Annotated in this window: 11 protein-coding genes; 7 read left to right on the forward strand and 4 right to left on the reverse strand. The window is 45.0% G+C overall.

Going from position 1 to position 13,535, the window contains the following annotated elements; translation table 11 throughout:
• A complete protein-coding gene (locus tag FUA25_RS07465; protein WP_147756269.1) occupies positions 1-2,169 on the forward strand; it encodes a DUF2075 domain-containing protein in 2,169 nt (722 codons plus the stop codon).
• 17 nt (positions 2,170-2,186) lie between these two features.
• Here the strand turns inward: FUA25_RS07465 and FUA25_RS07470 are convergent, their stop codons facing one another.
• The 3 genes from FUA25_RS07470 to FUA25_RS07480 all read right to left on the reverse strand — a co-directional run bounded on the left by FUA25_RS07470 (position 2,187) and on the right by FUA25_RS07480 (position 5,432).
• The gene (locus tag FUA25_RS07470) at positions 2,187-2,471 is read right to left on the reverse strand and encodes a hypothetical protein (protein WP_147756270.1); all 285 of its coding nucleotides are present in this window, start codon (positions 2,469-2,471) and stop codon (positions 2,187-2,189) included.
• A 185-nt stretch (positions 2,472-2,656) separates the two neighbouring features.
• The gene (locus FUA25_RS07475) at positions 2,657-3,178 is read right to left on the reverse strand and encodes a DNA-3-methyladenine glycosylase (RefSeq protein ID WP_147756271.1); all 522 of its coding nucleotides are present in this window, start codon (positions 3,176-3,178) and stop codon (positions 2,657-2,659) included.
• Positions 3,179-3,392: 214 nt separating this feature from the next.
• Entirely contained in the window at positions 3,393-5,432 is a 2,040-nt protein-coding gene (locus FUA25_RS07480) for a dipeptidyl-peptidase 3 family protein (RefSeq protein WP_147756272.1), read from the reverse strand.
• Between the two features lie 82 nt (positions 5,433-5,514).
• On the opposite strand from FUA25_RS07480, the gene FUA25_RS13245 reads away from it, so the two are divergent.
• The 5 genes from FUA25_RS13245 (at position 5,515) to FUA25_RS07500 (ending at position 11,134) form a co-directional block, all read left to right on the forward strand.
• Complete coding sequence (locus tag FUA25_RS13245) at positions 5,515-5,652, forward strand: hypothetical protein (RefSeq protein WP_185146670.1); 138 nt, start codon at positions 5,515-5,517, stop codon at positions 5,650-5,652.
• 287 nt (positions 5,653-5,939) lie between these two features.
• Positions 5,940-7,082: a hypothetical protein gene (locus tag FUA25_RS07485; protein WP_147756273.1), complete on the forward strand. Its 1,143-nt coding sequence runs from the start codon at positions 5,940-5,942 to the stop codon at positions 7,080-7,082.
• A gap of 107 nt (positions 7,083-7,189) precedes the next feature.
• Positions 7,190-8,371, forward strand: a complete 1,182-nt coding sequence (locus tag FUA25_RS07490; protein ID WP_147756274.1) for an alpha/beta hydrolase — start codon at positions 7,190-7,192, stop codon at positions 8,369-8,371.
• A gap of 114 nt (positions 8,372-8,485) precedes the next feature.
• On the forward strand, positions 8,486-9,268 hold the full coding sequence (gene xth / locus FUA25_RS07495; protein ID WP_147756275.1) for an exodeoxyribonuclease III: 783 nt from the start codon (positions 8,486-8,488) through the stop codon (positions 9,266-9,268).
• 93 nt (positions 9,269-9,361) lie between these two features.
• Positions 9,362-11,134, forward strand: coding sequence for an aminopeptidase P family protein (locus FUA25_RS07500; protein ID WP_147756276.1), 1,773 nt, complete (start codon positions 9,362-9,364; stop codon positions 11,132-11,134).
• Between the two features lie 131 nt (positions 11,135-11,265).
• On the opposite strand, the gene FUA25_RS07505 is transcribed toward FUA25_RS07500, so the two are convergent.
• Positions 11,266-12,276 carry a dipeptidase gene (locus FUA25_RS07505; protein WP_228411670.1) on the reverse strand — a complete coding sequence of 337 codons (1,011 nt, stop codon included), beginning with the start codon at positions 12,274-12,276 and terminating at the stop codon, positions 11,266-11,268.
• A 117-nt stretch (positions 12,277-12,393) separates the two neighbouring features.
• Here FUA25_RS07505 and FUA25_RS07510 point away from each other — a divergent pair, with 117 nt between their 5' ends.
• Positions 12,394-13,533 (forward strand): alpha/beta hydrolase, encoded by a 1,140-nt coding sequence (locus FUA25_RS07510; protein WP_147756277.1) that lies wholly within the window; start codon positions 12,394-12,396, stop codon positions 13,531-13,533.
• The last annotated feature ends 2 nt before the right edge of the window (positions 13,534-13,535 follow it).

The following is a 13,535-nucleotide window of genomic DNA, read 5'->3' on the forward strand; positions in this document are numbered from 1 at the left end:
ATGAGCTTTACCATTAAACAATACCCTTTCGATACTCAATTAGAATCTACAATACTTGAAAATCACCGTGAATTTCTCAGCTGGCCACTTGTTTACTTTTTAGAAGAAGAAAAAAGTAAGGAAGCTTATGTCGGGGAAACGACTGACGTTCTCACCAGATTAAAGGCTCATTCTAAATCAGAGAAAAAACAGAGTTTAAGTGCAGTCAATTTAATCCTGAGCGAAAGATTTAATAAATCAGCAACCCTGGATGTTGAATCCAATCTTATCAGATATATAGCGGCTGACGGGATCTACGCGCTGCAAAATGGGAATCTCGGCATTTCAAATCATCAATATTACCAGCAAAAAGAAGTGTATTGGGAACTGTTCAAAGATATTTGGGGGGAGCTGAGGAGCATGGGCATTGCCAGACATTCCCTTGACTATATTGACAATTCTGATCTATTTAAATATTCTCCTTACAAATCACTTTCTAAGGAACAGATCAACGGACTGAAAACAATTTTGATCTGTCTTTTAGATGAGCAGGCGAAAGTCAGTTTAATTGAGGGCGGAGCAGGAACTGGTAAATCTATTCTTGCCATTTTCCTTTTTAAACTGTTGAAAACAGATTTGAACGATTTCAATTATTCCGATTTTGATGAAGAGGATGAAGAGCTGTTCCGGCTTTTAGAAAATGTGAAAGCTAAATACGGCGATCTGAATATGGCGCTGGTCATCCCAATGGCATCTTTTCGGAAAACCATATCCAATGTTTTCAAAAACATTAAAGGATTATCTCAGAAGATGGTCATCGGACCTTCCGAAATAACCAGGCAGAAGTATGATCTGCTTATTGTTGATGAGGGCCACCGCTTGAGAAGAAGGGTGAATCTGGGTTCATATTTTGGGACTTTCGACAAAAACAGCGAGCTCTTAGGTTTGGATAAAATGACTTCCTCTGAATTGGATTGGATTCAGATGCAAAGTGAAAAAGCCATTATTTTTTATGACCAGTTTCAGTCCATTAAACCGTCTGATGCCACTCCCGAGAGTTTCTACGCTTTAAAAAATTTGTCAAGTACCCGTAACGAAAAGCTCAGTACGCAATTCAGGGTAAAAGGTGGAAATCAATATGTAAAATTGGTTCATCAAATATTTGATAAAGCGGACTTGACCGAACAAGATCAACAAAATAAGGGATTTTATGATCTGAAACTGTTTGATGATTTAAATGAAATGGTTGAACAGATTCATTTAAAGGAAAAGCAGAGAGGATTATCAAGAATGGTTGCAGGGTTTGCATGGGAATGGATCTCAAAAAATGACCGGTTAAAATTTGATATTGTAATTAATGATACCTCATTACAATGGAACAGTACTGTAACAGATTGGGTAAATTCTCCCAATGCCATCAATGAAGTCGGCTGTATCCATACGACGCAGGGTTACGATCTCAATTACACGGGAGTCATTATCGGACCTGAACTGGACTACGATTTCACCACCAATGAATTAGTGGTGTATAAAGAAAATTATAAAGATAAAAATGGCAAAAATTCCATAAAAGATCCTAAGGTTTTATTGGATTATGTCATTAATATTTACAAAACCATCCTGCTGAGAGGAATTGAAGGCACCTATATTTATGTCTGCAATCCAAATCTTAGGAAATACCTTGCACGGGTGATTCCATCATTTAAGAATTCTAACGATGAGGTGACGGCTTACACTATCGTTGATGCTCCAAATGAATTTACGGTTCCTTATTATGATCTTGAAATAGCAGCCGGACAATTTTCCGATTTGCAGACGGTAACAGAAGTAAAGTATATCGAATTAAAAAACATGACCAATCATGCAGAATATTTTGTATGCAAAGTAGTAGGTGAATCGATGAACAAAGTCATTCCGAATGGAAGCCTGTGTCTGTTCAAAAAATATTCAGCGGGCAGTCGGAACGGATTGATCACCTTGGTTGAGGGTAATGATATTTTTGACAGCGAAACAGGAGCAAACTACACGATCAAAGAGTACTCAAGTAAGAAAACCATTGATGAAGAGGGGTGGCACCATGAAGAAATCTCTTTAAAGCCTGTTTCTACTCAGTCTTTTGAATCTATTGTATTAAGGGACGAGGAGACGATGAGTTTTAAAGTGATTGGGATTTTTGAGAAAGTATTATAAACTAAACTCCGTAAAACCTATTCACCCAGCAGGGTATTCCGTGATTCAGCTTCTTCCAGCATCACTTTATAGAGTTTTAGGTCAGTCTTCTTTAGGCTGTCCAGAAACATAACGGTAAACCGCCTTCTGCCGTCATTTTGAATCACGTTGTAGATTTCCATTGAATCTTTTCGGGTCAGGTTTTTAAGTTCTTTGAGTTCTTCATTTTCCTTTTTCAGCTGATCCACTTCGTTCTCCTTACAGGAATGCAGCGCCAGGGCGCTGAAAAGACCTAACAGAAGCATGCTAAATGTATTCTTCATCTTTTTAGGATTAATCGTTTAACAGGACAGCCCATGCAAATATTTTACCATATTAAAAAAGGGCGGTATGTCCTTTACTGAAGTATATAATTCCACAAACTCCTTTTTTTGCGAATAATATTTGCACCGCCATATTTCTCAAACACTGAAGTATCGGGTGGCTGAAATTACCGGAGCCGTCGAAATCAGACCGAAACCAATACAAACCGCCATGGCATGTTCTTCCATACCTCACCCGCATAATCTACCCCTATCCGCGGCCCCGCGCTGATCTCGCCTTCCGATATAGCGTCCTCAATCCAGAGCCGTTCCGAACTGCCCAGATCTTCGCCATAAAAACTCCTGTCAAGTTGCAGGAGATTTCCGATCCGTCCCGGTCCGTTTACTGTGCTCAGTCCCCGGATAAGCACCGCTTCGGGCTGCTCTGCTTTTCCTGTTACGATGTTGAGCAGCCAGTAGCGCCCGTAAATCAGGTAAACATACACCACACCGCCGTCACGAAACATCAGTTCCGTGCGTGGCGTGCGGCCTTTGCTGGCATGACTCGCCAAATCATCGCTGCCGAAATAGGCTTCAGTTTCAGTGATCTGCGCACGAAGTTCCCGCCCGTCCGGGAATTTGCGGACGAGGGTTTTGCCCAGTAACGACTGTGCCAGGTGCACAGCATCATGTTTTTGAAAATAGGAGATAGGGATGCGGTCAGCCATTTGCAGGATATAAAGAAGGTGAAAACAGATGGATAAAATCTACCTGAACCCTTCAAATTGCGTACCCTTCAAATTTGAAGACGAAAATCTTCGGGCAAGATTTTAAGTTTTAGAAACCAAAAAACCGCTTCATCACGGGATGAAACGGTTTTTTAGAACTGGTGCACTTCTTCCAAACCTTCAGAAAAGAAGTGGAATAGTTGGGAGTCGCATATTAGTTATGATCCGGTAAGAAACTGTACTCTTTCGCGTACCGAAGCATCTGTTCCGAAAAGGTTTGAGGATATTTCAAAACATAATCGGTGACCTGTCCGCTTGTGTTTTTTACCGGGGTAATGTACGGATTCACGAAACCACGGTAAGGTGCTTCTTTATACTGTGCATTACGTGCAAGCACTTCTTTGTGAATCGCCTGATCTACTTTTACGCCGTAATTCTCCACGAGGTTTTTGGCGGCATTGTAATCGCCTTCTGATTTAATGCGCTGCGTTTCGCGCAAAAGCTGACCAAACAGATCATGAAGCTTTTCATAATCGGTAATATTGAAATAGGTTTTGCCGTTGCGTACTAATTTCTCAATGACATTGTCCTTTTTGCCTTTTTCAAAAACCCAGGCGCTCACCCACTGTCGGTTTCGCATATGGGCTTCTTCAATATCGGCACCGGGATCCAGACGCACGAGCTGCATCATCAGTCCGTTCCGGATATAGTTGTCGTAAGCGGCTTTACCTACAGCTTTCCAGTCATCTACCAAGCCTAGTTCCTGCAGTTTGGGATCATAAAGGAAATAAAGACCGACGAGATCGGCTCTTCCTTCTTCCATCGTAGAGGCATAACTTTTTAGGGTTTCTTTCGGCGTTCCTACTCCGGGATTAATCTGTCCGGACGCATGACCCACCACTTCATGGAGTGCCGTATGCAGTTTGCTCGACAGTTCACCGTACTTTTCTGCCAGACGGAGCTCTTCGTCATCGTTCACAAATTCCTTCAGACGGCTTGTTCCGCCCGCCGCGTTATAGGCATCGATAATATTTCCGAGGGAGATGGATTTGGATCCGTGTTCCGCCCTGATCCAGTCTGCATTCGGAAGGTTGACTCCAATCGGCGTGCTCGGGGAAGAGTCACCGGCTTCTGACGCCACGACAACCGTTTTATAACTGACGCCTACCACATTTTTCTTCTTGTGTTGAGCCATTAATGGGGTATGGTCTTCAAACCACTGCGCTTCATTGGAGAGCACTTCCATTTTTCGGGACATGTCGAAATCTTTGATCTGAACCACACTTTCATAGGAGCCTCTGTGCCCCAAAGGATCATTGTACACTTCAATAAAGCCGTTAATATAATCGATATTGCCCTCTGTGGCTTCTACCCACGCGGTATTATAGTCGTCCCAGACTTTCAGATCTCCGGTTTTATAATATTGGATCAGCAGCGCTAAAGCATTGGCCTGTTTTTGATTTTCGGTTACAGTTTTGGCTTTCTCTAGCCAGGAGATGACCTGGTCAATCGCTGCACCATACATGCCGCCGCTTTTCCAGACTTTTTCTGTCAGTTTTCCGTTTTCTTTAACGAGTTTGGAATTCAGACCGGTCGATAAAGGGCGTTGCGGATCCGGACTTTTCATTTTTGCATAAAACTCTTCTGCTTCTTCCGGAGTGATGCCCTCGCCGTAAAAGTTCACAGCAGAACCCTGAAGTAAGCCTTTGCTCAGATCCAGATTGACTTTTTTACTGTCCACATTATTGAAAAGAATATCGGCAACTTTTGCGTCCAGTTTGGTGTTGGTAACCTGTATAAGCTGGTCAAAGTAGGCTTTTGAAAAAGCTGGTTTGATTTTTTCGTTGGAGTAATGGTGATGGATGCCGTTCGAAAACCAGACCCGTTTCAGGTAGATTTCGAAATTACGCCAGTCTTCGGTGTCTTTATTCCCGCTGTAATTCTGATAAATATGTTCCAGCGCGCGGCGGATCTTCAGGTTGTGTTTATAATGCTGATCCCAGATGATGTCCCGGCCTGCATAGCCGGCCTGACTGAGGTAATAAACATATTCTTTCTCCTTTAAACTTAAGTCATTCCACCCCGGAACCTGGTATTTAAGCACTTCGATGTCGGCAAAACGGTCGATGCTGTTTCCGCTGTTTTGAGGAATTTGTTCCTGTGGAGTCGGTTGTGATGCCACGTTTTGCTGCACGGTACAGGATAATAAGAGTACAGAAGCGAGCGCAAGGAGGGTAATTTTGGTTCTTTTCATAATCAATATTTACACAAATATAAATATTTCATCATCAATAGAAGACCCCGGATTCTCAATTCAAGCGCACTGTTTAAACTTCATGACCTTAGGAATCACAGAACCGTCCCGGAATGACCTGTACAGTCTCATAACCGGAATGGGTGAGGGCGAACCTCCCTTTTTCGTCCGTAACGACTCGGCAACTCATGAACTCAATCACTCAACAACTTTCGATTAACAGCCTACTTGATACGCCTGGAAATACTCCAAAAGGGGTATTTATTTTTTCAGGATTTCGGTTTACATTTGCAAATGAAGCCTGTATTTGTTGATGGAAAATATTTTGTCAAAAAAGGGTTTCAATTAACAGTATTTGGCTGGTTTTGATTTTTTATTAAATTTATAACGACTAAATCATGAAAGCTTTCTTTTAAAGGCTGCTTTCTCTTCATTTGTTTTGACCGCTATCTTAAAGAAAAATATCATATAGCCTCTATATTTTAATAACCTTTAAAACTTAAAACAATGAGAACATTTATTATTATTTCTGCAATGAGCGTATGCTCATTAGCACTATCTGCGCAGATCCCGGAATTTAATACACAAATAAAAAGTGAGCCAACCGCGAAAGGTGTGGTTAAATCAGATTCTTCAGGATCTTTAACATACGATAGAGCTCGAACCACTGTTCCAATTCCTGCTGACCTAAAGGAGGATATGAGAGAACTGATGAATTTATATGGAGATGAACTCGATGCCTATGCAGCGGATTCATTAAGAGCGTTCACAAATAAAAAACTTACTGAGTTATATAAAAAACAGAAAAACACAAAGATAACCTTAAATGCAGAAGGTCTTCCTGCAAAAAGTTATTATACAACAATGGACAATTACAGTTCTTTAATTGAACGATATAAAATTCTCAGATCCTTCTTTAGGACTGCCAATTCATTAGGTGGGAATCCCACATTTATTGCCAGAATATTCCCGGTTAAAAACCTAATGAATGCCAAGTACTTTTTTCTTTATAATAACGACGAAGAAAGTGTTATGTTTATTGACAAGTTAGGTTTGCAATCTAATTTTAGCAGTACATACAGTGCAAATGCCAACTTAGTAAGCGGTGTGCTAGCGCCATTTTTTAAATTTACAATGGCCACAAATATTTCACAACAGACCTCAGAAGATGATCAAGAGGCAGTTAATAAACTGCCGAATGGAGGATTATTCAATGTCAGTTTGCTGGCACCGCTTTTCTTCTCAAAATCATACATTGGAAATGGTAAAAAAGTTATTTTTTATTTGCCGGTGGAATACAGGTTTAACGTTGATGACGTAAAAGATAAAATAGCCTTTAATGAAACGTACAATTACCATCAATTTTCATCGTACTTTATGGGAACATTTGACTTACTACAGAAAGATGCTGACACTGATTTAGCTACTTTATTCGGCGCCTTTAAGATGTCTTATTATAATGGAGGCAACCAATTTAGTTCCAGGCTTTCTGCGAATAAATTCTGGACAGCATATGCCACTTTGGGAATTCAGATCAAGAATAAATATACGGTGTCCGCAAATATTCCCTTGTGGTCAGATAATGACCTTATTAAACAGCAGCAGGTGGCTACTTTAGGACTTACCTTCCAGCCTGCTAAAAAGGAATGATTCAAAGTGCTGTAATAACGGTCAGCTGACCGTCTCAGTTTGGAAATGAAAATCTAACGTGACCCACCCGGAAGACCGGTAATCTGCTGTATTTTAAAAATTTCATAATGGCAAAGTGTAAAATATTCTTGGGGATAACGATGCTTCTTGTGCTGATCAACTGCAGGATGCAGAGGCAGGTCTGGTTCTCGGATATTCAAAGGGAGAACAGGCATAAAACAGACGGAATCACCAGAATATATATCGACAAATATGGATCCATATACCCGCCGGACGAACTGGTGCCACGGGACGCATTTTTCGACCCCCATGGTTTGGGCACTGAATGGAAGGAAATTCAGGGAAACGGCAATTTACTGGATTATTACAGAACACATCCGCTGGCATATAACGCACTTGCTTTAAAATACGGGGTCCACAATACTACTGCCGACAGTACGGGCTTTAATGCGGTTCAGAAGGGAATAATAAAAGCGTATTCCGACGGACTTAATCAGAAGCTGGCGGCGTCAGAAAGCAATACGCTCGTTATCCTCGTACATGGATTCAATGAGCCCAACGCGACTGCGGATTTTGCCTTGCTGAGAGAAAAAATAAGGGAAGTAAATAACCGTGATTTCGTTTATCTGGAGGTGTATTGGGACGGACTTACCGCGAACGGGAAACCTCCTTTTTTAGTGGGGATCTGGGGAAGGGCCCAGTTGAATTCCGGCTATGCTGCACTCGCCCTCAGGCAGGTTCTCGCTGACATCAGTCCCGATGCTAAAATTCGCCTCATCGCACACAGTTTAGGGAGCAGCGTAGGCACAGGGGTGCTGTTTAATACCTATGAAAAATTCAGGGATCCTCCGCAGGATCTGATAAAAAAAACGCTTAGCGGTCCGGTCAGTCCCTCCCGCGACATCCGCCTCGGAATGATCGCGCCCGCAATACCCGGCACGAATACGTTCCGGCATTTCTTCAAGCGGGGCAGCGGATCCGTCACAAAGGACCAAAACAATATCCAAAGGGTTGTTTTAGGCATCAATACAAGGGATTTCGCCGTCAGCAAAGTGGTGGGGCTGTCGGAAAAAGGAGGCTCCACAAGTCTTGGCGGTTCACCTAAAGAATTTGATAAAACGAAAGAAATGTTAACCGATTCACTGGGATATACCCCTGAAGAAGCAGCCCTGCTGTTCCAAAAAGTGGACTTTTACAATGATTCCGAATACAAATCAGAGCACGGTTTGCGGTTTTACCTGATGCAGGAACAGGCCAAGAATGAATTTTTACAGAAGATGCTGGAATAAATGTAATCGTAACGTATCAGACGCTGTCCCGGTACGGTTTTTTTGCCTTGTAATGGCCCGCAGGCATTATTGGTCTTTTTATTGCTGCTCCATACCTTTGATAAAAACCGAAAGATGAAAATTGCGACCTATAATGTCAACGGCGTGAACGGCCGCCTGCCAGTACTGCTGAGATGGCTCAAAGAAATGCAGCCCGATATTGTCTGCCTCCAGGAACTGAAGGCACCACAGGACAAATTCCCGGAAGCCGAAATTCTTGAAGCGGGGTATCATGCCGTCTGGCTCGGACAGAAAAGCTGGAACGGCGTCGCGGTGCTCGCGAAAAACGAAAAACCGGTCATTTCCCGGACTTCCCTTCCCGGCGAGGACGAAGATGAAGCCAGCCGTTACCTCGAAGTGAAGATAAAAGGGCTCGTCATTGCCTGCCTCTACCTGCCGAACGGCAATCCGGTGCCGGGACCGAAATTCGACTACAAGATGCGATGGTTCGAGCGGCTCGACGCCCATGCAGAAATGCTCATCACTTCCGAGAAACCGGTCATCCTCGTCGGCGATTTCAATGTCATGCCAACGGAGAAGGATGTCTATAAACCTGAAAAATATAAGGAGGACGCGCTCTTTCTTCCCGAAGTGCGCGAAGCCTTTAAAAACCTCGTGGGGCAGGGCTGGACCGACGCGATCCGCCATCTCTATCCCGATGAGGTCATCTACACCTTCTGGGATTATTTCCGCAACGCCTACGGGCGCAACGCCGGAATGCGCATCGACCATTTCCTCCTGTCTTCCGAAGTCCTGCCTTTGCTGAAAGACGCCGGAGTGGACAGGGAGGTCCGCGGCTGGGAGAAATCCAGCGACCATGCACCGGTCTGGATCACACTGAAGGATTCCAAAAAATAGAAATCTTCCGTTCACTTATAAAGCGCACGGTTACCGCCTGCGTTTTGCCTTCCCGTGCAATTTTCTTAAATTTACTTGATTAAATATTAAAATATGACCACTTCAGAAAAAATAGCCGCGCTCCGCCTCAGCATGCAGGAGCATCAGATCGACGCCTTTATCGTCTATTCCGCAGATCCGCACATGAGCGAATACCTGCCCGGAGAATGGCAGGAACGAAGCTGGCTTTCCGGATTTACAGGCTCGGCCGGTTTTGTGGTCGTGACCAAAGACAAGGCAGGTCTCTGGACCGACGGGCGGTATTTTGTGCAGGCGCCGGCCGAACTCGAAGGTTCCGGGATCGATCTCATGAAAGACGGCGTGGAAGGCACCCCCAACTATATCGACTGGCTTCTGTCCGAAGTTCCCGACGGCGGAAAAGTCGCGGTGAATGCCCTTGCGACTTCCAACACGAACTGGGAAGCCCTCGGACAGCAGCTGGCCGCGAAAAATATTGACGTCGTGGATCTTCCTTTGCTCAAGGAAATCTGGAAGGACAGAAATTCCGGCGGGCCAAAAAACCCGGTCTTTGTACACCCCGTGGAAAGGGCCGGAAAATCCGTTGTCCAAAAACTCCTGGACATCCGCCAGAAAATGGAGGAGCAGCAGGCTTCCGTACACATCATTTCGAGTCTGGACGATGTAGCCTGGACCCTGAACCTCAGGGGCAGCGATGTAGAGGCGAATCCGGTCTTTCTTGGCTACATCGTACTCACCAAAAATGAAACGGTGCTCTTCGTGGACCTTGAAAAACTGGATTTGGACGCCCGCAGACAGATGGATGAGGCGTGGGTGAAAATGAGGCCGTACGAAGAATTCTTCCCTTACCTGCAGCAGATCAGAAACGAAAAAATACTCATCTCGCCGAACACCAACCAGTCGGTGTTTGACGCTTTGAAAAACGACAATACCTTCATCAAAGGACCGGTTCCCGGAAACCTCATGAAGGCAACAAAAAATGAGACCGAACTGCAGGGCTTCAGAACCGTCATGCAGCGCGACGGCGTATCGATGGTGAAATTCCTCTACTGGCTGACCCAAAATGCGGGCAAAGAAGCCATGACGGAATATTCCATTGGACAGAAACTCCTCGAATTTCGGAAAGCCGGGAAGAACTTTGTAGGCGAAAGCTTCGGCAGCATCGTTGGTTACGGCGGAAACGGGGCGATTGTGCATTATTCAGCGAAAAACGAAGGCAGCAAAGCCGTCACGAATGAAGGCAGCATCCTCGTGGATTCGGGCGGACAGTACCTGGAAGGAACGACCGATATCACGCGGACGCTTGCTTTGGGAGCCGTTTCCGATGAATTCAGAAGAAACTGTACCCTCGTCCTGAAAGGCATGATTCAGCTTTCGATGGTCAAATTCCCGCGCGGCACAAGAGGCGTACAGCTCGATGCCGTCGCCAGGATGGCCCTCTGGAAAGAAGGCAAGGACTACGCACACGGGACGGGACATGGCGTCGGAAGTTTTATGAACGTACACGAAGGGCCGCAGAACATCCGCAAAGACATGAATGCCCAGGAACTCCTGCCGGGAATGGTGGTCTCCAACGAGCCGGGATTCTATGCAGAGAACACGTACGGCATCCGCCACGAGAATCTCGTCGCCGTAAAAGAAGCCGAAACCACGGCTTTCGGAACCTTCTATGAGTTCGAAACCCTCACGGTCTGTCCCTTTGACCGCAATGCGTTGGATATTTCTTTATTGACCGGTGAAGAAAAAAACTGGCTGAATACCTATCACCAGTGGTGCCGCGAAAAACTGGAAAACGACCTGGAAGGGGAGGTGAAGGAGTGGTTTCTGGACCAGGTAAAGCCGATTTAAATAAAAATTAACAACATTAAAAGTGCAGCCTGAAGAAGCTGCACTTTTTATTTTATTGATCAACTTTGATGATCGGGTTTCACCTTGATGAACGGTCTGATCCCCGTTTGGAAAGTTTTTTTAATCATCATTTAGCTCGAAAGCCGGGTGATAAAATCCAGGGCGTTCCGGCTGCTTATTTTTTTCATCTGTTCCCTTCCGAATTCCCTTTCCAGAACCGTATTGAGTTCCGGATAACAGCCCGCATTTTCATGCGCCGGAAAATAAAACGGAATGCGGGATTTGTCGGGCATCTCTTTCGTATAAAAATAGTCGGCACCATAACAGATGGCATTTTCGCCGCCCAGCTGCAGGCTGTGCGCAACATGTTCCTGCAGCGCTTCTTCTTTGTCGGGATTGACAAAGGCACGTACAAAATTCAGTCCGATCAGCCCTTGCTGGTGCATGATTTCCTGCGCCACATCGTCGGGTAGATTACGGGCGTGGCCGTACACGGAGCGGTAGTTGGAATGGCTCGCCAGAATGGGAACACGGATGTTTTCTTTCGAAATATAATTCAGGATGTCGTACGCCAGGGCATCGCTCGTATGGGAAAAATCGATGGCGGTATTCTTCTCGTGCAGATAATCGATCAGGGCTTTTCCGTCATTTTTAAGTCCGGCGGTAGAGAAATTACCGCCGCCGAACCGGTTTTCAGCGTGATGCGTAAAACCGATATACAGAAGCGATCCCACATTTTCAATAATGCGTTCCAGATTGCTGAAACCTTCTTTTAAGGAGAGGTGTTCATCACAGAAAGCCGACCCGCTCTCGATGGAGGCCACCATGCCGATATGTTCATTCCCCGCCAGAGTCCCTAGATGCTGTTTTTCAAACCGGTACAGTTCAGTCGCCTCTTCATTCAGCTTTCTGAAAATCCCGCTTTGTAAAAGTCCATAATCATGGCTCTTCGCTTCCGTCGGCGAAAAAATCGCCATCACCTGCAGTTTCACATTTCCTTCTTTCAGAAAGGGAATGGCGCAGCCTACGTCGTCCGTGTTATAGGCAGAAGAATTGGGGCGGAGATAGCTGAGGAGGTCACAGTGAAGATCGATGACAGGTTCTTTGATCATATTTTCGGTGGATTGGGAAATGTTTTTCATCGTATTAAATAAAGCAATAAGCAGAATTTGAACGCACAAAAATACGACTTTAAGCACAGGGGTATTCCTTTTCAATCTGCCTGATGAATATAATCGTATCTTCCTTAAAAATAAACTGTGATACGATTCATCCTCATTCTCGTCCTCTTCATCCTTTCCCTCGTTAATTTTTTTCCGGTTCCGAGCCAGAGCACCTGGTATGTCGGTATTGCCGTCCCTGAATTTCCGTGGATTTTTATGCTGGCTGCGCTGGCATTATTCGTCTGGTCCTGGTATTCTGAAAAATGGAGAATGGTCTCTTTAATCATCAGTGGGATCACATTTCTGATCTTAGGCTCGCCGATTATTCGCGCCTACAATATTGGAAGTCATCTACCCGGAGATCTGGAAAAATCATTTGGCGTGAAAGATTCCGACTTGACGGGCTTTCATCAGGAAAAACCCTTCAGTTTTATTCAGATGTTTACGGGAAATGGCGCGGAAGATATTCCGTTCAGAACCTATCAGTACGCAAAAAATGGGGGCGAAGCGCTGACTTTGAATTTCACCCCTTCCGCAGTTCCCGGAGTCCGGCCGTGTTTGATCGTGGTGCATGGCGGTTCCTGGAAACAGGGTGATAACAGCGAAATTGCGGCAGCCAATAATTATTTCGCCAATGCAGGGTATCAGGTGGCGACCATCAATTACCGTTTGGCGCCGAAATTTCCGAGTCCGGCGCAGCAGGAAGATCTGCATTCCGCTTTCAGATGGCTGCGTCGGCATTCCACTGAGTTAAAAATTGACACGGCGAATTTTGTCATGATGGGCAGGTCGGCGGGAGCTTCCATTATCTTAACGATGGGCTATACGGGACATGAAAATGGGGTAAAGGGAATTGCGGCTTTTTATGGCGCCGTAACGATGCCGTGGAGTTACAGAAATCCCGACAATCCCTGGATCATGGATTCCCGACAGGTCCAGCGCGATTTTCTGGGCGGTACACCGGAAGAGGTTCCGGAAAGGTACCATGCAGAATCGCCATTGTTTCATGTGACAGAAGATGCGCCGCCTACATTTCTGGCCCATGCCACGAATGATGCGCACGTCTGGCATATTCAGAGCGAAGCGATGAGAGACGAACTGCAGAAGCACCACGTGAAAAATTATTTACTGACGATTCCGTGGGGAACGCATGGCTTTGAGTATAATTTAAACGGTCCGGCCGGCCAGTTATCGATGTATGCCGTGGAACGGTTTTTTAAGTCGGTGACGCAATGAAT

Origin of the sequence: Chryseobacterium sp., assembly GCF_008014695.1 — a bacterium.
Classification (GTDB): Bacteria; Bacteroidota; Bacteroidia; order Flavobacteriales; family Weeksellaceae; genus Kaistella.

Coding starts and splice junctions, on each gene's coding strand:
- FUA25_RS07465 (WP_147756269.1), top strand. CDS start 1: ATGAGCTTTACCATTAAACAATACCCTTTCGATACTCAATTAGAATCT.
- FUA25_RS07470 (WP_147756270.1), bottom strand. CDS start 2,471: ATGAAGAATACATTTAGCATGCTTCTGTTAGGTCTTTTCAGCGCCCTG.
- FUA25_RS07475 (WP_147756271.1), bottom strand. CDS start 3,178: ATGGCTGACCGCATCCCTATCTCCTATTTTCAAAAACATGATGCTGTG.
- FUA25_RS07480 (WP_147756272.1), bottom strand. CDS start 5,432: ATGAAAAGAACCAAAATTACCCTCCTTGCGCTCGCTTCTGTACTCTTA.
- FUA25_RS13245 (WP_185146670.1), top strand. CDS start 5,515: ATGACCTTAGGAATCACAGAACCGTCCCGGAATGACCTGTACAGTCTC.
- FUA25_RS07485 (WP_147756273.1), top strand. CDS start 5,940: ATGAGAACATTTATTATTATTTCTGCAATGAGCGTATGCTCATTAGCA.
- FUA25_RS07490 (WP_147756274.1), top strand. CDS start 7,190: ATGGCAAAGTGTAAAATATTCTTGGGGATAACGATGCTTCTTGTGCTG.
- xth (WP_147756275.1), top strand. CDS start 8,486: ATGAAAATTGCGACCTATAATGTCAACGGCGTGAACGGCCGCCTGCCA.
- FUA25_RS07500 (WP_147756276.1), top strand. CDS start 9,362: ATGACCACTTCAGAAAAAATAGCCGCGCTCCGCCTCAGCATGCAGGAG.
- FUA25_RS07505 (WP_228411670.1), bottom strand. CDS start 12,276: ATGAAAAACATTTCCCAATCCACCGAAAATATGATCAAAGAACCTGTC.